Origin of the sequence: Pseudonocardia sp. Ae331_Ps2 (assembly GCF_001932405.1) — a bacterium.
In the GTDB taxonomy this organism is placed as follows: Bacteria; Actinomycetota; Actinomycetes; order Mycobacteriales; family Pseudonocardiaceae; genus Pseudonocardia.
The window spans coordinates 5,269,646-5,289,711 of sequence record NZ_MCIM01000001.1 but is presented as its reverse complement, the minus strand read 5'-3'; the positions used below and the strand labels follow the sequence as shown (position 1 = coordinate 5,289,711).

The window sequence follows — 20,066 nt, the reverse complement described above, 5'->3', positions numbered from 1 at the left end:
GCGCGCCCGCGGGAAGGCGTCGATAATCGGGTCGTGCCCGAACAGTCCTGCCCCGACCCCGATGCCATCCTGGTGCTCAGCTTCGGCGGCCCCGAGGCCCCCGACGAGGTCCGCCCGTTCCTGGAGAACGTGACCCGGGGCCGCGGGGTCCCGCCGGAGCGCCTCGACGCCGTCGAGGAGCACTATCAGCACTTCGGCGGGGTCTCGCCGATCAACGCCCGCAACCGCGAGCTGATCGCGTCGATCGCCGCGCGCACCGAGCTGCCGGTGTACTTCGGCAACCGCAACTGGCGGCCCTTCGCCGAGGACACCGTGCGCGAGATGGCCGAGGCCGGCGTCGAGCGGGCACTGGTGTTCGCGACCAGCGCCTACGGCGGCTACTCCGCCTGCCGCCAGTACCACGAGGACATCGCCCGGGCCCGCGACGCCGTCGGCGAGGCGGCGCCCGAGCTGGTCAAGCTGCGCCACTTCTACGACCACCCGGACTTCGTGCGCGCCAACGCCGACGCCGTGCGGACGGCGTGGGCGCAGCTGCCCGAGGACCGGCGCGAGGCGGCGCGGCTGGTGTTCACGGCGCACTCCATCCCCACCTCCGCCGACGCGGCGGCCGGGACCCCGGCCGACGGCGGGCACCGCTACTCCCGGCAGGTCGCCGAGGCCGCCGCGCTGGTCGCCGCCGAGCTGGGCGTCGACGAGTTCGACGTCGTCTGGCAGTCCCGCTCCGGTCCGCCGCAGGTGCCGTGGCTGGAGCCCGACATCGTCGACCACATCGACGACCTGCACGCCAAGGGTGTGCCCGCGGTCGTCGTCGCGCCGGTCGGGTTCGTGTCCGACCACGTCGAGGTCGTGTGGGACCTCGACAACGAGGCCGCCGAGCGTGCCGCCGAGCACGGCATGGGGTTCGCCCGGGCCGCCACCGCCGGGCCCGACCCGCGGTTCGCCGACATGGTGGTCGAGCTCGTGCGGGAGCACACCGACGACGCGCCCGCCCGGCGGCTGGGCAGCGGCCCGTCGGCGGGGTGCACCCGCAACGGGGCACCCTGTGCGGTCGACTGCTGTGTGCCGCAGCGGCGGCCCGCCCGGTCGGGCTGATCAGCGGCGCCGTACCCGGGCGAGGTGGGCGGGGACCTCGACCCTGGTCCCGGCCGGCTCACCGTAGGCCTGCGCCAGGGCGGCGGTCACGACTCCCCGGTACGACGCCGGTGTGACGGTCTCCACCGACCAGTCCGGACCGGTGAACGCGGTGCGGACGTCGGCCGCGTCGATCACCGGGCCGAACTCGGCGGCGGCGCCGGTCCGGGCCAGGGCGAGCACGTGCACGACGCCGCCGGGGCGCACGATCCCGGCCAGCGCGCGGGCGTAGCGGGCCTGGTCAGCGGGGTCGAACAGGTGGAACAGGGCACTGTCGACCACCGTGTCGAACGGGCCGAGGCCGTCCGGGGCGAGTGCGTCGGCGACGACGAACCGCGCGTCCACCCCCGCGGCCGCGGCGCGCTCGCGTGCCCGGTGCACCGCGGTCGGGGCGGCGTCGGCGCCGAGCACGTCGTACCCGAGCCCAGCCAGCAGGATCGTGTGCTCGCCGGTGCCGCACCCGGGGTCGAGGACGGTCCCGGTGACGGCGCCGTCGCGGGCCAGCGCGACGACGGCCGGCTGCGGCTCGTCGATGACCCAGGGCGGATCGCCGTCGCGGTAGGCCTGCTCGAACCAGGAGACGGGCGGGGTGAGGTCCATCGGATGCTCCTCTGACGGGGTTCTCGCGAGAGCCTGCGACCTCGATCGAGGTTCAGGTCAAGGCCCGGCGTCACACCAGGTCCGCCGTCCCGGCGGCCACGGCGTCCCGCCCACCTTGTCAAGGAATCATTGACGCCCGCGCGTGGTCAATCGAACGGCGACACCTGCCGGACGTGGAGACGGGGGAGGGGTGGCCGGACTCCGCGGGGTCCGGCGCGGGGCCCGTCGCCGGGAGCGTGGCGGCCCCACGCAGGGGGACCTGCACGGATGGTGTTCCCGGCATCGCCGAGCTGCGGGAACAAGTCGTCGGCATGGTGCGGCCCGGCTGCCGCGTGCGGAGGCGGTGCTCCTGTCGGGCCCTCGGTGATGCCGCCGCGCCCACGCCGCATCCCGCCGCGCCGCATCCCGCCGTGCCGGAGCGCATCGCGCGGTCTCCTCGCCGACCGTCGGATCGTGTCCTGACCTCCGATGACAATGATTCATTGACGCCAACAGATCGTCGACGAAACGACGACAACCACACCGCCAGGAGCCGGGGGAGTCGGCGCCGGCCGGGGAGCCCGGGCTGCGGGATCTCCCGTGCGATGTGCGGTGTGGTCGGTCCGGGTCAGCGGGGCAGGTCGGCGGCCCGGTCGAGGGCGTCGACGACGGCGTCGGTGAACGCTCCGGCACCACCGTGCCCGGCGTCGTCGATGATCCGCAGCTCGCTGCCGGGCCAGCGCCGGTGCAGGTCCCAGGGGATGTCCGGGGGCCCGCTGACGTCGTAGCGGCCGTGGACCATGCTCCCGGGGATGCCGGCGAGCCGGGTCGCCCCGTCGAGCAGGGCGCCGTCGGGGAGGAACGCGGCGTGCCGCCAGTAGTGCGTGACCAGCCGGGCGAACACGAGCCGGAACGCCGGGTCCTCGTAGCGGCTGCTCGGCCGGTACCCCGGGACGAGGGAGACGTGGACGTCCTCCCAGCGGCACCACTCGCGGGCTGCGTGCTCGCGGACGGCCGGGTCGGGGTCGGCGAGCAGGGTCGCGTAGGCGTCGACGAGGCGGGTGCCGCGCAGCGGGGCGGGCACGGCCTCGGCGAAGCGGTCCCAGGCGGCGGGGAAGATGCGGCGCATGTCCTCGGTGATCCAGCGGACCTCCCGCTCGGTCGTCGTCGCGACGGCGGCGAGCAGTAGCGCCTCGACCCGCTGCGGGTGGGCCTGGGCGTAGGCCAACGCGAGGGTGCTGCCCCAGGAACCGCCCTTCACGACCCAGGAGGGGATCGCCAGCAGCTCGCGGAGCCGCTCGATGTCGTCGAGCAGCAGCCGGGTGGTCGGGGTGCGTTCCAGGTCGACGTCGGGGTCGGACGCGAGCGGCCTGCTGCGGCCGCAGCCGCGCTGGTCGAACAGCACGATCCGGTACCGCTCGGGGTCGAAGTACCGGCGTGCCCCGGCCGAGCAGCCCGAGCCGGGGCCGCCGTGCAGGTACAGCACCGGGCGTCCGTCGGGGTTCCCACAGGTCTCCCAGTACAGGGCCTGGCCGTCGTCGGTGGTGAGGACGCCCGTGTCGTAGGGCTCGATCGGTGGGTGGAGAGGCACCGCTACAACCCTGCCAGCAGGGCGGCCGAGTTGTCCTCCCAGGCGTTGTCGACACGGATGTAGGTGCCCACGGTGGCCAGGGAGCGGTGCCGGGTCTGGTGGGCGATGGCCCGGTCGGAGGCGCCGCGCTGGTGGGCGTAGGTGACGTGGCCCGCGCGCAGGGAGTGCGCCGACCAGGGGCCGGGGCCGATGCCGGCGCGGGCGACCGCACGCTGGACGATCTCGTTGACCGACTCCGGGTGCAGCGGGCGGTCGGTGACCCGGTTGCCACGGGTGACCTTGCGCAGCACCGGGCCCTCGGTGATCCCGGCGGCCTCGAGCCAGGTCCGCAGCGCGGTGACCGGGCAGCGCGCGGCCCGGTGCGCGTGCGGGAGGACCACGAGCTCGGGCTCGGTGCCGTACGGGTTGGTCTTGGACCGGGGGATCGACAGGACGCGGCCGCGGGGGTGCTCGGCGACGTCGGCGACGGTGAGTCCGGCCAGCTCGGAGCGGCGCAGCGCGGAGAAGAACCCGACCAGCAGCAGGGCCCGGTCGCGCAGGCCGGCGAGGTCGGTCCCGGACCCGCACGCGGCGACGACGTCGTCGAGATCGGGCGGCATGAGGGCGCGGGCCCGGACCGGCGGCGCGCCGTGGGTACGGCGGATGCCCTCCCACACGGCGGTGACGCGGCGGGCGTCGGTGGGGTCGGGCAGGTCGCGCATGACGTGGACGAAGCGGATCGAGGACAGTCGACGGCTGATGGTCCCGACCTTGGCCCCGGCCCCGGCGAGCTCGGTGATGTAGCCGGACAGCGCCTCGGGGGCGGCGGGCAGTGGCGCGTGGCCGTTCCGGGCGCACCAGCCGCTGAACTCGCGCCAGTCCGAGGCGTAGCCGCGGCGGGTGTTCGGAGAGCGGGCGGCCGCGACGTAGGCGGCCTCCTCCGGCGTCAGCGGCAGGTCGACCTGCGGTGCGAGCAGCTCGGCACCGGGGACCGTGGTGCGGTCGGGCACGGGGGCGGTCACGGGGTCATCCTGCCGGTTGCGGCGCCGCGGCCACGAGCACCACGCCCGACCCGCTCGCCCCCTCGGCGGGGAAGCGGAGCTCGGCCTCGGTGCGCAGCCCGGTGTCCTCGACGAGCGCGCGGAGCCGCTCGGGCCGCCACAGGTGCGTGGTCCAGGTGACCGGGACGCCGCCGTAGCCCTCGGTGCGGACGAGGTCGCCATCGCCGGCGTGGGTGGCCAGGATCAGTCGTCCGCCCGGGGCCAGCGCCCGGGCGAAGGAGGCCAGGACGTGCGGCAGGACGTCACGGGGCAGGTTGAACAGCGACCACCACCCGAGCACGCCGGCGAGCGAGTCGTCGGGCACGTCGAGCTCGGTGGCCGAACCGACCGCGAACGAGCAGTGCGGGTGCAGGCGACGGGCGTGGGCGACCATCGCGGGGGACAGGTCCACACCCGAGGCGTCCACCCCGCGCTCCACCAGGTAGGCGGTGACCTGCCCCGGCCCGCAGCCGACGTCGAGGACCGGCCCGCGGCCGGCGACGGCGTCGGCGAACACGTCCATCGCGGCGCGCAGCCAGGGATGGGCGCGGACGTCCCCGATCCCGGTGTCGACGACCATCGCGACGTAGTTGTCGGCGACGCGGTCGTAGGACGCGCGGACGGCGTCCAGGTCGGCGGGGCGCGGGACCGGTTCGGTGGGCACGCCGGCGACCGTAGGGCAGGGGACCGACACTCAGGCGCCGCGTGACCGGCGACCGGCCGGGGCGTGGCGCAGGGTCTGCTGGTGCGCGACGGCGCGGCGCACGATGTCGATCACGCCGTCGTCGTCGGCCAGGTAGACGCGGTGGCGGCCCTGGCGGCGGACGCGGACCCACCCGGCCGCCTTGAGCTTGCCCAGGTGGTGGCTGACCGTCGCGACGGACTGGCCGAGCTCCTCGGCGAGGGCGCCGACGTCGCGCTCGCCGTCGGCCAGCAGCCACATGATGTGCAGCCGGACGGTGGCCGAGAGCATGCCGAAGGCGGAGGCGGTGTCGTGCAACAGGTCCTGCGACGGGGGATCGGGGGTCAACGGTCTCCTTCCGCGACGGGGTGACGAGCGTCAAACATTATCACACCCGTTTGAACGTTGCAGCTCGGTACGGTTCACTGGTCCCCGACTGTCCACGAGGGAGGTGAGCCGGATGTCCGACGACGAGCACAGTAGGTGCGGCCGCACGGACTGCCGGCCGCTGCACCGGGAACTCCCGGGCTGAGCTCCGGGCCACGTGCCCGCGTCCGCCGTCCACAACGGCCGCTTCGTCCGCGCGGCGTCCCCTGCCGCGCGTCTCCCACCTCTCCGTCCGTCACCGCCGCCCCCACACGGCCGGTCGTCGCGTGCTGCGCCGACCGGCATCGACGTGTGCCCGGCCGCGGCCGGCGGACCTCTCCTGCGCAACGAGAGCGAGTACGTGATGACGACCGTCGAGATGCTGCTGCGCCTGGGGGCCGGTGTCGGCCTGGGCACGGTGATCGGCTTCGAGCGCCAGTACCGGGCGCGGATGGCCGGCCTGCGCACCAACGCCCTGGTCGCCGTCGGCGCGACCCTGTTCGTCCTGCTGTCCGCACACGGCTTCGGTGGGCTGTCCGACACCGGCAGTGCCGATCCCACCCGGGTGGCGGCCCAGATCGTGTCCGGCATCGGGTTCCTCGGCGCCGGGGTGATCCTGCGCGACGGGATGACCGTCCGCGGGCTCAACACCGCGGCGACCCTGTGGTGCTCCGCCGCCGTCGGAGCGCTGTCCGGGGCCGGGCTCTACCCGGTCGCCGCCGCGGGGACCGGCGTCGTGGTGCTGGTGAACCTGGCGCTGCGCCCGCTGGGGCGGGCCATCGACCGCCGCCCGGAGTCCGGCGACGAGACCCCGACCGTCTACAGCTTCCACGCCGTCACCCGCGACGACGCCGAGGCCCACGTCCGGGCGCTGCTGGTCCAGGCACTCGGGCGCACCGACTTCCGGCTCGCCTCGGTCCGCTCGGCCAACACCGACACCGACGGCTACGTCGAGGTCCGGGCCGACCTGGCCGCCGACCACCGTGACGACACCCAGATGGAGTCGGCGGTCAGCCGGCTGTCGCTGGAGCCCTCGGTCACCAGCGTCCGGTGGGACGTGCGGACCCCGGCCCGGGACACCGGCGCCGCACGCTGACCCCGCCCGCAGGCGGAGAAAGGAGACCGTCGTGGTGCTGCGCGTGTTCCCCTCCCGGGAGGCACTGGCCCGGCCGCGGCAGGGCCTCGTCGACGTCGCCGTGCTGGCCGGGGCCGCCGCCCTGCTGTACGCACTGGTGCGGGTCTCGCACGGGATCGACGTCCCGTTCGACCCGGCCACCGCGCCGTCGCGCCTCTCGACCGACCCGGCCGAGCTGCCCTACTACGCCGCCCGCTCGCTGCTGCGGATGTTCGCCGCGCTCGTGCTGTCGGTGCTGTTCACCTTCGTCTACGCCACCGCCGCGGCCCGGCTGCCGCGCGCGGAGGCGGTGCTCCTGCCGGCGCTCGACATCCTGCAGTCGGTGCCGATCCTGGGGTTCCTGTCGATCACGGTCACCGGCTTCCTCGCCCTGTTCCCCGGCTCGGAGCTGGGCCTGGAGTGCGCGTCGATCTTCGCGATCTTCACCTCGCAGGCCTGGAACATGGCGTTCGCCTTCCACCGGTCGCTGGTGTCCCAGCCCCGTGAGCTGGACGAGGCGGCGCGGCTGCTGCGGCTGTCGAAGTGGCAGCGGTTCTGGCGGGTCGACGTGCCCGGCGGGATGATCCCGCTGGTCTGGAACGGCATGATGAGCTTCGGCGGCGGCTGGTTCTTCCTGGTCGCCTCGGAGGCACTGACCGTGGACGGGCACTCCTACGTGCTGCCCGGTATCGGTGCCTACGTGGCCACCGCGACGGCCGACGCCGACCCGGGCCGGGTGCTGCTCGCCGTCGTCGTCATGGTGGTCATGGTCGTCGGGGTGAACGTGCTGTTCTGGCGGCCGCTCACGGCCTGGGCGGAGCGGTTCCGGATCGGCGACTCCGCGCCCGCCGAGGCACCCCGCAGCGTGGTGCTGGACCTGCTCCGCCGCTCCCTCGTCCCGCGGGCGGTCGGCCGGGTCGCGGGGCGGCTGGTCGGGCCGCTCGACCGGGCCATGGCGGTGTTCGGCCGCGCCGAGCACCCGCTGCGGGTGTCGGCCGTGCGCCGGCGGGCCGGTGACGTCGTGCTGGGGGCGGCGGGGGCGGCCGTGCTCGCCTACGCCCTGGTCCGGATGGCCGGTTACGTCGCGGCGACGGTCGGGTTCGGCGAGGTCGGGCACGCCCTGCTGCTGGGGCTGGTCACGTTCGGCCGGGTGGTGCTGCTCGTCGTCGTAGCGACGGTGGTGTGGGTGCCGGTCGGGGTGTGGATCGGCATGAACCCACGGGTGTCCCGGCTCGCGCAGCCGGTGGTGCAGGTACTGGCCTCGTTCCCGGCGAACTTCCTGTTCCCACTGGTCACCGGGGTGCTCCTGGCGACCGGGGTGAGCCTGGACTGGGGCGGGATCGTGCTGATGAGCCTGGGTGCGCAGTGGTACATCCTGTTCAACGTGATCGCCGCGGCGTCGGCGATCCCGCACGACCTGCGCGAGGCCGCGGCCGACCTCGGGCTGCCGCGCTCGCTGTGGTGGCGCCGGCTGGCGCTGCCCGCGGTGTTCCCCGGCTACGTCACCGGCGGGATCACCGCCGCGGGTGGCGCCTGGAACGCCTCGATCGTCGCCGAGGTCGTGACCTACGGACCGGTCACGCTCACCGCCACCGGGCTCGGCGCGTACATCGCGCAGGCCACCGCCGCCGGCGACGGGCCCCGGATCCTGATCGGCGTCGTCGTCATGAGCCTGTACGTCGTCGGGGTCAACCGCCTGTTCTGGCGACCCCTGCAGGCCCTGGCCGAGCGCCGCTTCGCCCTCTGACCCGCTGCCCCACCGATCACCAGGAGGCATCCCGTGTCGTCCACGACCGCCACCCGTTCCGACGCCCTGATCACCCTCGACGGGGTCAGCACGAGCTTCCCCGGCAGCACGGGGGAGGAGCTGCGGGTCCTGCAGGACATCGCCCTGGAGCTGCGCGAGGGAGAGATCGTCGCGTTGCTCGGCCGGTCGGGTTCGGGCAAGTCGACCCTGCTGCGCACCATCGCCGGGCTGATCGCGCCGACGTCGGGCACGGTGCGGTACCGGGGCCGCGAGCTCGACGGCGCCAACCCCGGTGTCGCGATGGTGTTCCAGTCCTTCGCACTGATGCCGTGGCTGACCGTGCAGGACAACGTCGAGCTGGGGCTCGCCGCCCGGGGCGTCCCGGCCGCCGAGCGCCGCGAGCGAGCCCTGGCCGCGATCGACCTGATCGGACTCGACGGCTTCGAGTCCGCCTACCCGCGGGAGCTGTCGGGCGGTATGCGCCAGCGGGTCGGGTTCGCCCGGGCGCTGGTGCTGGAACCGGACCTGCTGCTGATGGACGAGCCGTTCTCCGCCCTGGACGTGCTCACCGCGGAGAACCTGCGCACCGAGCTGATGAGCCTGTGGACCGGACGGCGCTTCCCGACCCGGTCGGTCTGCATCGTCACGCACAACATCGAGGAGGCGGTGCTGCTGGCCGACCGGGTCGTCGTCCTGGAGGCCAACCCGGGGCGCATACGGGCGGAGGTCGCGGTCGACCTGCCGCGGCCGCGGGACCGCGCGACGCCGGCGTTCACCGCGCTGGTCGACCGGCTCTACGACCTGTTGACCGGTCGCGAGTCCGACGTCGTCGGCGCCGGCACCGGCGAGGTGACCCCGACCGCGCGGCCGCTGCCCGCCGCCTCGGTGGGCGGGCTGGCGGGCCTGGTGGAGCTGGTGCACTCCGGTGGCGGCCGGGCGGACCTGCCCGAGCTCGCCGCCGGACTGAGCTTCGAGGTCGACGACCTGCTGCCGCTGGTCGACGCGGCCGCGATGCTCGACCTGCTGGAGGTGTCCGGGGCGGACCTGCACCTGACCGGCACCGGGCGGGCGTTCACCACCGCCGACATCCAGGAGAGCAAGCGGATCTTCGCCGCGCAGGCGGTGACCCGGGCCCCGCTGGTGCGCACCGTGCACCGGGCGCTGTCCGCCGCTGCGGACGGATCGCTGCGGGTCGGGTTCTTCCTGGACCTGCTGCAGCGGGGGTTCTCCGCCGAGGACGCCCGCCGCCAGATCGACACCGCGATCGACTGGGGCCGCTACGGCGAGCTGTTCGACTTCGACACCGACACCGGTCTGCTCACCCTCGACCCGGCCCCCTGACCCCGCCGGGCCGCCCGCGCTCCCGGCGGTCCCTGTCAAGCCATACGGGATTCCCCGCATTATCCAGTGTTATCTCGGTTAATGATAACGAACCATGAACTGGTTTCGAGTTTGAGAAACATGAACTGGTAGCGTGGGGTGCATGGCGGACACGGTGGTGCGGTGCGGATACAGCCGATGCCGGGCGGAGCTGCCCCCGCCCGGGCCGCAGGGCGGCCGTCCGCGGTCGTTCTGCCGGGACACCCGGTGGGAGCAGGGTCGGACCTGCGCGCAGATGGCCCGCGCCGAGCGGGAGGCCCTCGGGGCCCTCGGCCTCGACACCGGGACCGGGGCGTTCGCGCTCGACGCGGACCGGCTCCGCGAGCACGTCGGTGCGCTCGCCGGACCGGTGGCCGAGCTGTCCGGGGCACTGACCGCCGTGTTGGACCGGCTCGACGAGATCGAGCGCGACGCCCTGGCCGCCACCGAGGCCGCCCGCGCCGCCGCCACCGAGTCCGACGCGGCCCGTCAGCAGGCCGAGACCGCCCGGGAGGCGGCCGAGCGCCGGGCCCGTGACGCGGCCCGGGCCGCCGCCGACGCCCGGCAGGAGCGGGCCGAGGCGGTGGCCCGGGCCGAGGAGGCCACCGCCACCGCCCTCGCGGCGACCGAGGCCCTCGGTGCCGCGCGCCAGCAGGCCGCCGACGCCGTCGCCGCCCGGGACGCCGCCGTCGTCGCGCGCGCCGCCGCTGTCGCCGACGCCCGTGCGGAGCGGGAGGCCGCCGCGTCCGCCGGCCGGGGCCGGGAGACCGCGGTGCTCGCGGCCCGGACCGCGGAGCACGAACGCGACACCGCGCTCGCCCGCGCCGACGACCTCGCCCGCGACCGCGACCGTGTGGCCGGGGAGCTGGCGGCGCTGCGCGCCGAGCTCGCCTCGGTGGCCGGCGAGCGGGCCGGGCTGGCCGAGACCGTCGCCGAGCAGCGCAGCCGTCTCGCCGGGCAGCAGGACGCGCTGGCCGAGGCCCGCGCCGTCGCCGACGGGCTGCGTGCGGAGCACGACGCGGCGCGTGCGGAGATCCGGGAGCTCTCCGACCGGATCGAACGCGTCCGCGCCGAGCGCGACGGCCACGCCGCCGAGCTCGAACGGCTGCGGAGCGCGACCGTGGAACCCGCTCCTGTGGCCCGGATGCACCCCGACGACCTCGCCGCCCTGGCCGCAGCCCTGAAGGACTGACGCACCGGGCTGGATCGGCGTCGGGAGGTGCGGCTCGCGCGTCGACGCGACGTGAAGGTCGAGATCGCGAGCGTCCGGCGTCAGGAGCCGTCCTGAGCCGCCCGGTCACCGGTCGTCCGGTCGGACAGGGCCCAGCTGGCCAGGACGTCCATCGCCTCGCGCGACGGTGACCCGGCCGCGGTCGAGTAGAGGAACAACGTGGTGTCCGGATCACCGGGCGGGGTGAGGGTCTCGTACTCCACGCTCAGGTGCCCGACGACCGGGTGACGCAGCCGCTTGGTCCCGTAGGTCCGCTGGTAGACGCGGTGCTCCCCCCACCATCGGTCGACATCGGGGCTCTCCCGGCGCAGCTCGGCCACGAGCTCGACGGTCGCCCGGTCCCCGGGGTCGCGGCCTGCCTCCAGCCGCAGGGTCTCGACCGCGGCGCGGGCCTGTACCGCCCAGTCCTCGAACAGCGACCGCGCGTCGGCGTCGAGCATGATCCAGCGGGCGTAGTTGCGTTCGGGGGCGGGGAACCGGTCGAAGTCGACGAACAGCGCCGCGGCCATCCGGTTCGCGGCCAGCACGTCCATCCGGCGGCCCAGCAGCAGCGCCGGCTCGTCGAGGGCGTCGAGCAGCTGTCGCAGCCCGGGCCGTACCCGCTGCACCGCCCGGGCCCGGGGCCGCGGCGAGGCCGGGCCGAGCCCGATCAGGTCGCTCAGGTGGGCCCGTCCCGCGGCGTCCAGCTCCAGGGCCCGGCCGATGGCATCGACCACCGACGGCGAGGGGACGATCCGGCGTCCCTGCTCCAGCCGGGCGTAGTAGTCCGAGGAGACTCCGGCGAGCAGCGCCACCTCCTCCCGGCGCAGCCCCGGCACGCGGCGGACGCGCCCGTCGGCGGGCAGGCCCGCCCGCGCCGGGTCGCACTGACCGCGGGCGCGGCGCAGGAAGTCGGCGAGCTCGCGGTTGTTCCCGGCCATGCCGGCCAGTATCGCCCCACCCGGTCCGTCCCACCTGGCCCTGTGGGTCCTGGTCAGCGGAGTCCGCGGTCGGGCAGGGCCCGGTATAGGCCCCCGCGGCACCCATGCCGCCACAAGGCTGGGGACACGCTCCGATCGCCGGGAGCGCACCACGGTCGACCATCGAGGGAGAACCACCATGGGCCGGATCCTGATCGTCATGTCCGCCGCCGACACCTGGGAGCGCACGGACGGCACCTCCTACCCGACGGGCTACTGGGCCGAGGAGCTGGCGGCGCCGTACGAGACGTTCGTCGGCGCCGGGCACACCGTCGAGTTCGCCTCCCCGGGCGGCGTTCTGCAGCCCCTGGACCAGCACAGCGCCGACCCCGAGGTCGCCGGCCCCGACTGCGCGCGTTACGTCGAGGTCGCGGAGACCGCCCTGCGGGAGTTCGGGGCGCCGCTGGTGCTGGCCGAGGTCGACCCGGAGCGGTACGACGCGATCGTGCTCCCCGGCGGCCACGGACCGGTCGTCGACCTGCACGAGGACGCCGACCTGGGTGCTCTGCTGGCGCGGGCCGATGCCGACGGCCGGATCGTCGGCGCGGTGTGCCACGGCCCCGCGGGTCTGCTGAGCGCGACCGGCCCGGACGGCGGCTGGCTGTTCGCCGGGCGCCGGATGGCCGCCTTCACCGACGAGGAGGAGCAGATCTTCGGCACTGCGGAGGGCGCTCCGTGGCTGCTGGCGAGCCGGCTGCGCGAGCGCGGTGCCGCCCACGAGAGCGGGCCTGCCTACGAGGCGTTCACCGTCGTCGACGGCAACCTGGTCACGGGTCAGAACCCGGCGTCCAGCGCGCCGATGGCCGAGCAGGTCAACGACGCCCTGCGTGCCCGCGGCTAGGTGTTGCCGGTCCGGCCGAGGAGGAGGGTCTCCCGGGCGAGCTCCCGGCCGACCTGGTGGGCGAGGTGGGCCGAGCCGTCGCCGTCGTCGAAGGAGCCGACGTCGGCGTCGGTCGGTGTGGCGCGGGCGTGCTCGCGGGGGCGATCGTCAGGCCGGCGCCGGCGTGCAGCGTGTGATGGCAGTGCTCATCCGTCGGTGGGGGCAGGCCGCGATTACGCCGTCCGGACCTTCCGACGGTCACGCGTGACTGTAAGTTCTTCTCGGGGTAGGAGGTGTCACCGTCGATGCCGACCACGGTCACGGGGTCCACATGAGATGGATGCTGGGCAGGCTCCGTCGCGGGCGGCACCGCGCCCGGGGCCGGTGGCGCCGCCGGGGCTGCACGTGGCCGTGGTGACCCGTCGTCGACGCGGCCTGGCACGCTCGGCGTCATGACCTCCCGTGTTCCCTCCCGCCGTCGCCGCGACGGTGAGGTCCCCGCCCCGGTCGTGGTGACGGTGCTGCGGGAGCGGCTCTACGGCACCCTGTCCTGCCTCTCGACCCTGCTGGTCCTGCTCGGCCACGGCGGCGAGGGATCCTCGGCCGGGTCCGCGATCGTGGACGTCGTCGTGGCCGCGGGCGCCCTGTGGGCGGCGAGCCTGCTCTCCGACGTCGTCGCCCACCTCACCGTGCACGGTCACGGCCCCCGCGGCCACGAGCTCGTCGCCGCGCTGCGCAGCTCGGGGCAGATCCTGCAGGCCTCCGCCGCGCCCGTCGTGCTGCTCGTCGCCGCCGCGGTCGGGCTGCTGGAGCTCACCACCGCGCTGGAACTCGCGACCGGGGTGACGGTGCTGGTGCTGGCCCTGTTCGCGGTGCTCGCGGCCCGGCGGACCCCGCTGTCGTGGTGGCGACGGGTGCTGCTGGTCGTCGCCCTGGTCGGGCTGGGCGCACTGGTCATCGTGGTCAAGCTGCTCGCGCACGGCTGACCTCGCACACGGCCGCCCCCGGCCGGTCCGGCACGGACTCAGGCGGTGCCCGGGCGGGGCGGCCCGTACCGGAACGACGGGTGCGTCACCTCGGCGGTCGCGCGGGGCGAGAACCCGTCGAGGAGGTGGTCGACCCCGGACCAGGCACACGCGGCAGGGACGTCGTCGCCGAACGGGGCGAGGACGTTCACGCAGTAGGCGGCGTCGCGGCCGCGGACGGTGTCGGCGACGGCCGCGGCCCGCCCGGCGGCGCCGCCCAGGTGCCGGATCCCGGTCACGACCATCGGCCCGGTGCGGGAGACGACCCGGTCGAGGCCGTCAGGGTCGAGACCGTCGACCAGCACGTCGTCGCCGAGGTAGGCGTGCGGGACCTCGGGCTCGGCATACACCCGCGACGACGCGCGCGGGTCCAGCGGGGCGACGGTGTCGTCGTCCCAGGCGACGGCGGCGCGCAGCGGCGCGAGCAGCGCGTCGGTGCGGCCGGTACCGCCGGTGCCGACGACCCCGACCCGCAGGACGCGACGTCCGCGCAGGTGCGGGGGGAGGACGGGCAGGTCGGGGTAGGGGACCACGGACACCCCGGAGGTGACGTCGTCGGGCAGGGTCGCGGTCCAGTCCGCCCAGGCGTGCAGCGCGGCCGGGTCGCCGGGGGCGTCCGCGGCGCCGAGGACGCGGACCAGGCCGCCGCCGACCAGACCGTCGGAGCCGAGCAGCCCGACGACGACCGCGGTGACGACGTCGCCGTCGTCGGGGCCGGTGCCGCGCAGCCGGGCGAAGTACGCCGGGTCGGACTCCGCGGTCACCGTGACGGTGCCCCCGGCGCGGGCGATCTCGACGGCGCGGACGTGGTCGGCGGCCCAGCCGTCGGCGCGGACGGCGAGGCCGAGCCCGCCACCGAACAGGTACCCGGCGACGCCGACCGACGGTGCGCTGCCGTGCGGCGGGCGGAGTCCGTGCGGCGCCGCCGCGGCGACGACGTCGCCCCAGGTCGCGCCCACCCCCGCGCGGCCGGTGCGGGTGCGCGGGTCGACCGTCATCTCCGCCAGCGCCGCGGTGTCGATCAGCAGGCCGCCGTCGCACGGGCGGCGCAGGCCGTGCCCGGTGGCGTGCACGGTGACGGCGAGGCCGTCGTGGTCGGCCCGCGTCAGCGCGGCGACGACGTCGTCCGCCCCGGTGGCGGTCACGACCGCCGAGGGCCGGTGGGTGATCCCGGTCTGGAAGCTGGGTGTGCTGGTCATGGCATCGAGCCTGGGACCGACCACGGCAGAAGTCGAAGAGATGGATCGTCTGCTCGCTAGCATCCCTGGTTATGGAACTGCGTCACCTGCGCTACCTGGTCGCGGTCGTCGACTCCGGGACCGTCACCGCGGCCGCCGCGGCGCTGCACGTCGCGCAGCCCGGGGTGAGCGCGCAGCTGCGGCAGCTGGAACGGGAGCTCGGTGCGCCGCTGTTCGAGCGCGGCCCGCGCGCGGTCACGCTCACCGAGGCCGGACGGGCGGTCCTGCCGCACGCCCGCGCCGCGCTCGCCGCCGTGGAGGACGCCCGCGACGCCGTCGCCGCGTTGCACGGTCTGCTGCGCGGGCGGGTCGCGGTCGGCATGGCCACGTCGCTGCCGGACACCGTGCTCGCCGACCCCGTCGGGGACTTCGCCGTCGCCCATCCGCAGCTGGAGGTGACCCTGCGGGAGGGGACCACCGACGAGCTGGTCGACGAGCTGCGGGCCGGGCGGCTCGACGTCGCCGTGCTGGGGTTCCCGCACGCCCCGCCCGACGGCCTCGACGGACGGGTGCTGGTCGAGTCCCCGCTGGTCGCCGCGGTCGCGGCGGACGACCCGTTCGCCGGCCGGGCCGCGATCACGTGCGAGGAGCTCGCGGCCCGGCCGCTGATCTGCCTGCCCCGCGGGCACGGTCTGCGCGCCGCGCTGGACGCGGCGCTGGCGGCCCGGTCGCTCACCGCGCGGGTCGGGTTCGAGTCCGGGGCGATGACCCTGCTGCTGCGTCTGGCCGCCCGCGGCGCGGGCGTGGCGGTCGTCCCGGAACCCGCGCTCGGCGCGGCCGGGGTCGTGGCACTGGCGCGGCCGCCGGTGGCGGTGCCGATCACCCCGCAGATCCGGACGCGGCTGCACCTGGTGTGGCGCTGGGGCGGGCCCGGCGGCCCGGCGGCGCGGGCGCTGCTGGAGTCCCTGCTCCGGCAGCACCCGGCGCCGTGAGATCAGCTGGGATCAGCGGGAGATCAGCCGGGCATCAGCGGGGGACCGACACCAGGACCCGGACGGCCTCGGCGACGGCGGCGCGGCGCGCGACCCGGACCGCGGTGGCGATCGGGCGCAGCGCGTCGGACCGGGCGATCGCCGCCGACGCCGACAGCGCGCCGCCGGGCTCGTCGCCGGACGCTGCGGACAGGATCGCGTCGACCTCGTCGGCCTGCTGCAGGACCCGCAACGCCTGCGGGGGCATCCCACCGGGCCACAGCGCCTGCGGGCGCCGGCGCAGCCAGGCCGCGATCTCCTCGCGCACGCCCGGCCGGTGCCGGGCCACACCCAGGTCGGTCAACGCCGCGGCGGCGGCCCGCACCTGGCCGCGCAGCTCCCGCTCGGCCTCGTTCAGCGCGACGTACTCGGGGACCGGGCCGGCGTCGGTGACCGAGTGCACGGTCCAGCGGACCACCCCGTCCGCGATCGGCGACGGTACGACGCCGAACCCGGCGTCGGGGAACAGCACGCCCTCGCCCGCGGTGATCGCGGCGTCGGAGAACGGGCCAGGGCCGGGCAGGCCACGCACGTCCCCGGGAGCGGGCAGCACCAGACGGGCCTGTCCGCGCGGAGCGGCCCTGCGGACGGCGGCGAGCAGCATCGCCGTCGACGTCGGAGCCGCCCCGGGGCCGGGCAGGCCGGTCGTGGCGGCGGTGACGTCGTCGGCGGCGAGCACGTCGTGCGCCTCCGACCACGGCGCGAGCGCGTCGAGGACGTCGTCGGGTGCGGCGGACCCGGCCAGCCAGGCCGAGGCCCACACGGCGAAGGTCGTGGAGGCACAGGACACGGCGGTCAGGCTAACGGCCCATCCCGCGTCGCACACCCGGCACGTGGGTGACGCAGCGCTACGAGATTCACGCTGAGCGTGACCACCGGAGTGTGGGCGTGTCGTGCACCGGTCACCGACCGACGTCGACCGATACTGGCTCACCATGAGCCGGACCCACGACTACCGGGGCATCTTCGACACCGCGGGCACCCGTGCCCCGCGGGAGAGCCGGGTGACCGAGGTCCCCGCCGAACCGGGCCTGGTCGTCGAGGACCCGGCCAGTGGGTTCTGCGGTGCCGTCGTGACCGTCACCGGCTCGGAGGTGACGCTGGAGGACCGCTTCGGCGGTCGGCGGATCTTCCCGCTGCGCCCCGCCGGGTTCCTCCACGAGGGTCGTCCCGCGACGCTGGTCCGGCCGCAGGCCGCCCCCGCGGGTCGCACGCTGTCCGCCTCCGGGTCGGTGCACGTCGCGAACCTGAAGGCCCGCACCGCGCGCGCCGCCCGGATCTGGGTCGAGGGACTGCACGACGCCGCGCTCGTCGAACAGGTGTGGGGCCACGACCTGCGCGTCGAGGGTGTCGTCGTCGAGCCGCTGCACGGCGTCGACGACCTGGCCGCGGCCGTCCGGGACTTCGACCCCGGACCGCACCGACGCCTGGGCATCCTCGTCGACCACCTCGTCGAGGGCACCAAGGAGACCCGGCAGGCCCGCGAGGCCTACCGCGCCACCCCCGCCGCCCAGCACCACGTGCTGGTGACCGGTCACCCCTACGTCGACGTGTGGCAGGCGGTGAAGCCCTCGGTCGTCGGGATCCGCGAGTGGCCGGTGATCCCGCGCGGCACCGACTGGAAGACCGGGGTCTGCGCGGCGCTGCGGTGGGGCGAGCCCGCCGACGGTGCCCGGCGGGTGCTCGGCGCGGTCCGCAGCTACCGCGACCTGGAGACCCCGATGATCGGCGCGGTCGAGCGGCTCATCGACTTCGTCACCGCCGAGGGGGCCTGACCCCGACACCGGGGTCGAACTCCGGCACCGACCGGTAACGATCGGGCCAAGCAGTGCGGAGCATCCCGACGAAACGCCGACGGTGAATCGGACATTCTGGCACGCTGGGAGCCATGGAACCGGCACTGATCTGGCTGCTCGTCGGTCTCGTGCTGATCGGCAGCGAGCTCGTGTCCGGGGAGCTGTTCCTCGTCATGCTCGGCGGTGGGGCACTCGCCGCGGCGGCCGGGGCCGCCCTCGGGCTGACGCTCCTCCCGGCCGCCGGGCTGGGTGGGGCCGTTGCGGTCCTGCTGCTGCTGGCCGTGCGGCCGGCGGCGAAACGCAGGCTGGACGCGCACCTGGGCACCCTCGAACGCCACCAGGACCGGTTCGTCGGCGCCGCCGCCGAGGTCGTGCAGCGCGTCGACGGCGAGCGGGGGCAGGTCCGGATCGGACGCGAGCTGTGGTCGGCGCGGTCGATGGACGGGGTGGAGGTCCTCGAGGCCGGCAGCACCGTCACGATCCTGCAGGTGACCGGGGCGGCGGTGCTCGTCACCGGTCGGGGGGAACTACCGCCGTCCTGAGCTGCCACCGCGGTAGGACGGCACGACGCCCCGGGGACGCCGGGGCGACACCGGCGCCGGTTCTCCGGCGCGCAGGAGGGGAGTGCACATGGCCGAGCTCATCATCGGCATCATCCTGCTCGTGCTGGTCGTGACGATCGTCGTGAAGTCGGTCGTGATCGTCCCGCAGGAGTGGGCGTACATCATCGAACGGCTGGGTCGCTACCACAGCATCCGCGAGGGCGGCCCGGCGATCCTGGTGCCGTTCGTCGACCGCACCCGCGAGCGGGTCGACCTGCGCGAGCAGGTCGTGTCGTTCCCGCCGCAGCCGGTCATCACGCAGGACAACCTGACCGTCAACATCGACACCGTCGTGTACTTCAAGGTCAACGACGCCAAGGCGGCGGTCTACGAGATCGCCAACTACATCGCCGGTGTCGAGCAGATCACCACCACGACGCTGCGCAACGTGGTCGGTGGCATGACGCTGGAGCAGACGCTGACCTCGCGGGACCGGATCAACACCGCGCTGCGCGGCGAGCTGGACGAGGCCACCGAGCGCTGGGGCATCCGGGTCGCCCGGGTCGAGATCAAGGCGATCGACCCGCCGCCCTCGATCCAGAACTCGATGGAACAGCAGATGAAGGCCGACCGCGAGAAGCGGGCGATGATCCTCACCGCCGAGGGCCAGCGGGAGTCGGCCATCCGCAGCGCCGAGGGCAACAAGCAGTCCCAGATCCTCACCGCGGAGGGCGCCAAGCAGGCCGCCATCCTCGCCGCCGAGGCCGAGCGGCAGTCGGAGATCCTGCGGGCGCAGGGCCGCCGGGCCGCCCTGTACCTCGAGGCGCAGGGTGAGGCGAAGGCGATCGAGAAGAAGTTCGCCGCGATCAAGGCCGGCAAGCCCACCCCGGAGCTGCTCGCCTACGAGTACCTGCAGACGCTGCCGCAGATGGCCGAGGGCGAGGCCAGCAAGCTGTGGGTCGTCCCGTCCGACTTCGGGAAGGCACTGGAGGGCTTCACCCGGATGCTGGGTGCGCCCGGCGAGGACGGCGTCTTCCGCTACGAGCCCAGCCCGGACGACGGCACCGTCTCCAAGCCCGCCGAGGACGACGGCGTCGAGGACTGGTTCGACACCTCCTCCGACCCGGAGATCGCCAAGCAGGTCGCGGCGGCCACCGCGGCGGCCCAGCAGGAGGTCCCGCCGGTGGGCTCGGACGTCCCGCCGGTCCCCGGCACCGAGGTCGGCACCGGCGGCTCTGCGACCCCGGCCCAGCTGGAGTCCTCCCGTGAGGCGCCCGGCATCGGCCTGCCGGATGCGGCGCAGGGCCACCCGAACGGCCAGGAGCAGCGCGGCTGACCCACCCCGCCGCACCACACCGCACCGCACGACACCGCCCCGCCCGGTTCGCCGGGTGGGGCGGTGTCGTGTCGGACCAACACCCGGCGCTCGCACCCACCTCGGGGTGGGGTCGGGGCGGTTCTACCGGATGGGCACGACCGTGACGCCGACGTCGAGGGTGGTCCAGGCGGTGTCCGCGGTGACCGCGGGCAGTTCGAGCCGCGCGGCCAGGGCGAGACATGCCCGGTCACCCAGAGAAAGGCCCGCGGCGCGGGTGACCGGCCACAGCGTTGCCGCCGTGGTCGCGTCGGTGGCGCCGAAGGGCTCCACGTGCACGCCCAGGGTGCGGAGCTGGCGGATGGTCCGGTCGGCGTCGACGCCGTGTTGGGCGAGCTTCTGGTGGACCTCGGACAGATTCACTGCGCTGAGCACAGCTCCGATCCGGGCAGCTCCGCCGGCTGCGGTGAGATAGGGCTCGACCAGCTCCGCCCCGGGCTCGTCGCGCAACCAGGCCAGCACCGCGGAGGCATCCAGCACCGCCGACGTGCCCGGTGACGCCGCGGTGTCGGCGGGCACGG

At 75.1% G+C, this 20,066-nt stretch carries 20 protein-coding genes and 1 pseudogene; 11 read left to right on the top strand and 10 right to left on the bottom strand.

What is annotated here, in order from left to right:
• Nucleotides 1–33: 33 nt before the first annotated feature.
• Complete coding sequence (locus Ae331Ps2_RS24745; RefSeq protein WP_075306208.1) at nucleotides 34–1,092, top strand: ferrochelatase; 1,059 nt, start codon at nucleotides 34–36, stop codon at nucleotides 1,090–1,092.
• Here the strand turns inward: Ae331Ps2_RS24745 and Ae331Ps2_RS24740 are convergent, their stop codons facing one another.
• The 5 genes from Ae331Ps2_RS24740 to Ae331Ps2_RS24720 all read right to left on the bottom strand — a co-directional run bounded on the left by Ae331Ps2_RS24740 (nucleotide 1,093) and on the right by Ae331Ps2_RS24720 (nucleotide 5,350).
• On the bottom strand, nucleotides 1,093–1,731 hold the full coding sequence (locus Ae331Ps2_RS24740) for a class I SAM-dependent methyltransferase (RefSeq protein ID WP_075306209.1): 639 nt from the start codon (nucleotides 1,729–1,731) through the stop codon (nucleotides 1,093–1,095).
• A gap of 607 nt (nucleotides 1,732–2,338) precedes the next feature.
• The gene (pip, locus tag Ae331Ps2_RS24735) at nucleotides 2,339–3,301 is read right to left on the bottom strand and encodes a prolyl aminopeptidase (protein WP_075306211.1); all 963 of its coding nucleotides are present in this window, start codon (nucleotides 3,299–3,301) and stop codon (nucleotides 2,339–2,341) included.
• A 2-nt stretch (nucleotides 3,302–3,303) separates the two neighbouring features.
• Nucleotides 3,304–4,302: a site-specific integrase gene (locus tag Ae331Ps2_RS24730; RefSeq protein ID WP_083695952.1), complete on the bottom strand. Its 999-nt coding sequence runs from the start codon at nucleotides 4,300–4,302 to the stop codon at nucleotides 3,304–3,306.
• A 4-nt stretch (nucleotides 4,303–4,306) separates the two neighbouring features.
• A complete protein-coding gene (locus tag Ae331Ps2_RS24725) occupies nucleotides 4,307–4,984 on the bottom strand; it encodes a trans-aconitate 2-methyltransferase (RefSeq protein ID WP_075306212.1) in 678 nt (225 codons plus the stop codon).
• A gap of 30 nt (nucleotides 4,985–5,014) precedes the next feature.
• Nucleotides 5,015–5,350 carry a helix-turn-helix transcriptional regulator gene (locus Ae331Ps2_RS24720; protein WP_075306213.1) on the bottom strand — a complete coding sequence of 112 codons (336 nt, stop codon included), beginning with the start codon at nucleotides 5,348–5,350 and terminating at the stop codon, nucleotides 5,015–5,017.
• A gap of 382 nt (nucleotides 5,351–5,732) precedes the next feature.
• Between Ae331Ps2_RS24720 and Ae331Ps2_RS24715 the strand changes: the two genes are divergently transcribed.
• From Ae331Ps2_RS24715 to Ae331Ps2_RS24700, 4 genes are all read left to right on the top strand, one after another.
• Nucleotides 5,733–6,464: an MgtC/SapB family protein gene (locus Ae331Ps2_RS24715; RefSeq protein ID WP_043281833.1), complete on the top strand. Its 732-nt coding sequence runs from the start codon at nucleotides 5,733–5,735 to the stop codon at nucleotides 6,462–6,464.
• A 31-nt stretch (nucleotides 6,465–6,495) separates the two neighbouring features.
• Complete coding sequence (locus tag Ae331Ps2_RS24710; protein ID WP_249265328.1) at nucleotides 6,496–8,229, top strand: ABC transporter permease subunit; 1,734 nt, start codon at nucleotides 6,496–6,498, stop codon at nucleotides 8,227–8,229.
• A gap of 33 nt (nucleotides 8,230–8,262) precedes the next feature.
• Complete coding sequence (locus tag Ae331Ps2_RS24705; protein ID WP_083695951.1) at nucleotides 8,263–9,570, top strand: nitrate/sulfonate/bicarbonate ABC transporter ATP-binding protein; 1,308 nt, start codon at nucleotides 8,263–8,265, stop codon at nucleotides 9,568–9,570.
• A 142-nt stretch (nucleotides 9,571–9,712) separates the two neighbouring features.
• Entirely contained in the window at nucleotides 9,713–10,780 is a 1,068-nt protein-coding gene (locus Ae331Ps2_RS24700; protein WP_249265326.1) for a response regulator receiver protein, read from the top strand.
• Between the two features lie 80 nt (nucleotides 10,781–10,860).
• On the opposite strand, the gene Ae331Ps2_RS24695 is transcribed toward Ae331Ps2_RS24700, so the two are convergent.
• Complete coding sequence (locus Ae331Ps2_RS24695; RefSeq protein WP_075306219.1) at nucleotides 10,861–11,739, bottom strand: helix-turn-helix transcriptional regulator; 879 nt, start codon at nucleotides 11,737–11,739, stop codon at nucleotides 10,861–10,863.
• A 178-nt stretch (nucleotides 11,740–11,917) separates the two neighbouring features.
• Here Ae331Ps2_RS24695 and Ae331Ps2_RS24690 point away from each other — a divergent pair, with 178 nt between their 5' ends.
• Complete coding sequence (locus Ae331Ps2_RS24690) at nucleotides 11,918–12,619, top strand: type 1 glutamine amidotransferase domain-containing protein (RefSeq protein ID WP_075306221.1); 702 nt, start codon at nucleotides 11,918–11,920, stop codon at nucleotides 12,617–12,619.
• A gap of 11 nt (nucleotides 12,620–12,630) precedes the next feature.
• Here the strand turns inward: Ae331Ps2_RS24690 and Ae331Ps2_RS33585 are convergent.
• A pseudogene (locus Ae331Ps2_RS33585) lies at nucleotides 12,631–12,794 on the bottom strand (1,4-dihydroxy-2-naphthoyl-CoA synthase); the annotation flags it as partial.
• 256 nt (nucleotides 12,795–13,050) lie between these two features.
• Here Ae331Ps2_RS33585 and Ae331Ps2_RS24685 point away from each other — a divergent pair.
• Complete coding sequence (locus tag Ae331Ps2_RS24685; protein ID WP_075306223.1) at nucleotides 13,051–13,584, top strand: hypothetical protein; 534 nt, start codon at nucleotides 13,051–13,053, stop codon at nucleotides 13,582–13,584.
• Between the two features lie 38 nt (nucleotides 13,585–13,622).
• On the opposite strand, the gene Ae331Ps2_RS24680 is transcribed toward Ae331Ps2_RS24685, so the two are convergent.
• Nucleotides 13,623–14,822, bottom strand: a complete 1,200-nt coding sequence (locus Ae331Ps2_RS24680) for an FAD-binding oxidoreductase (RefSeq protein WP_075306225.1) — start codon at nucleotides 14,820–14,822, stop codon at nucleotides 13,623–13,625.
• A 71-nt stretch (nucleotides 14,823–14,893) separates the two neighbouring features.
• Between Ae331Ps2_RS24680 and Ae331Ps2_RS24675 the strand changes: the two genes are divergently transcribed.
• Nucleotides 14,894–15,793, top strand: coding sequence for a LysR family transcriptional regulator (locus Ae331Ps2_RS24675; protein ID WP_075306227.1), 900 nt, complete (start codon nucleotides 14,894–14,896; stop codon nucleotides 15,791–15,793).
• A 34-nt stretch (nucleotides 15,794–15,827) separates the two neighbouring features.
• On the opposite strand, the gene Ae331Ps2_RS24670 is transcribed toward Ae331Ps2_RS24675, so the two are convergent.
• Nucleotides 15,828–16,622 (bottom strand): hypothetical protein, encoded by a 795-nt coding sequence (locus Ae331Ps2_RS24670; protein WP_075306229.1) that lies wholly within the window; start codon nucleotides 16,620–16,622, stop codon nucleotides 15,828–15,830.
• Between the two features lie 145 nt (nucleotides 16,623–16,767).
• Here Ae331Ps2_RS24670 and Ae331Ps2_RS24665 point away from each other — a divergent pair, with 145 nt between their 5' ends.
• The 3 genes from Ae331Ps2_RS24665 to Ae331Ps2_RS24655 all read left to right on the top strand — a co-directional run bounded on the left by Ae331Ps2_RS24665 (nucleotide 16,768) and on the right by Ae331Ps2_RS24655 (nucleotide 19,506).
• The gene (locus tag Ae331Ps2_RS24665; protein ID WP_075311749.1) at nucleotides 16,768–17,607 is read left to right on the top strand and encodes a DUF3097 domain-containing protein; all 840 of its coding nucleotides are present in this window, start codon (nucleotides 16,768–16,770) and stop codon (nucleotides 17,605–17,607) included.
• Nucleotides 17,608–17,720: 113 nt separating this feature from the next.
• Nucleotides 17,721–18,170 carry an NfeD family protein gene (locus tag Ae331Ps2_RS24660; protein WP_075306231.1) on the top strand — a complete coding sequence of 150 codons (450 nt, stop codon included), beginning with the start codon at nucleotides 17,721–17,723 and terminating at the stop codon, nucleotides 18,168–18,170.
• 88 nt (nucleotides 18,171–18,258) lie between these two features.
• Nucleotides 18,259–19,506 carry an SPFH domain-containing protein gene (locus Ae331Ps2_RS24655; RefSeq protein ID WP_075306233.1) on the top strand — a complete coding sequence of 416 codons (1,248 nt, stop codon included), beginning with the start codon at nucleotides 18,259–18,261 and terminating at the stop codon, nucleotides 19,504–19,506.
• Between the two features lie 123 nt (nucleotides 19,507–19,629).
• Here the strand turns inward: Ae331Ps2_RS24655 and Ae331Ps2_RS24650 are convergent, their stop codons facing one another.
• Nucleotides 19,630–20,064, bottom strand: a complete 435-nt coding sequence (locus tag Ae331Ps2_RS24650; RefSeq protein WP_075306234.1) for a type II toxin-antitoxin system VapC family toxin — start codon at nucleotides 20,062–20,064, stop codon at nucleotides 19,630–19,632.
• Nucleotides 20,065–20,066 lie beyond the last annotated feature (2 nt).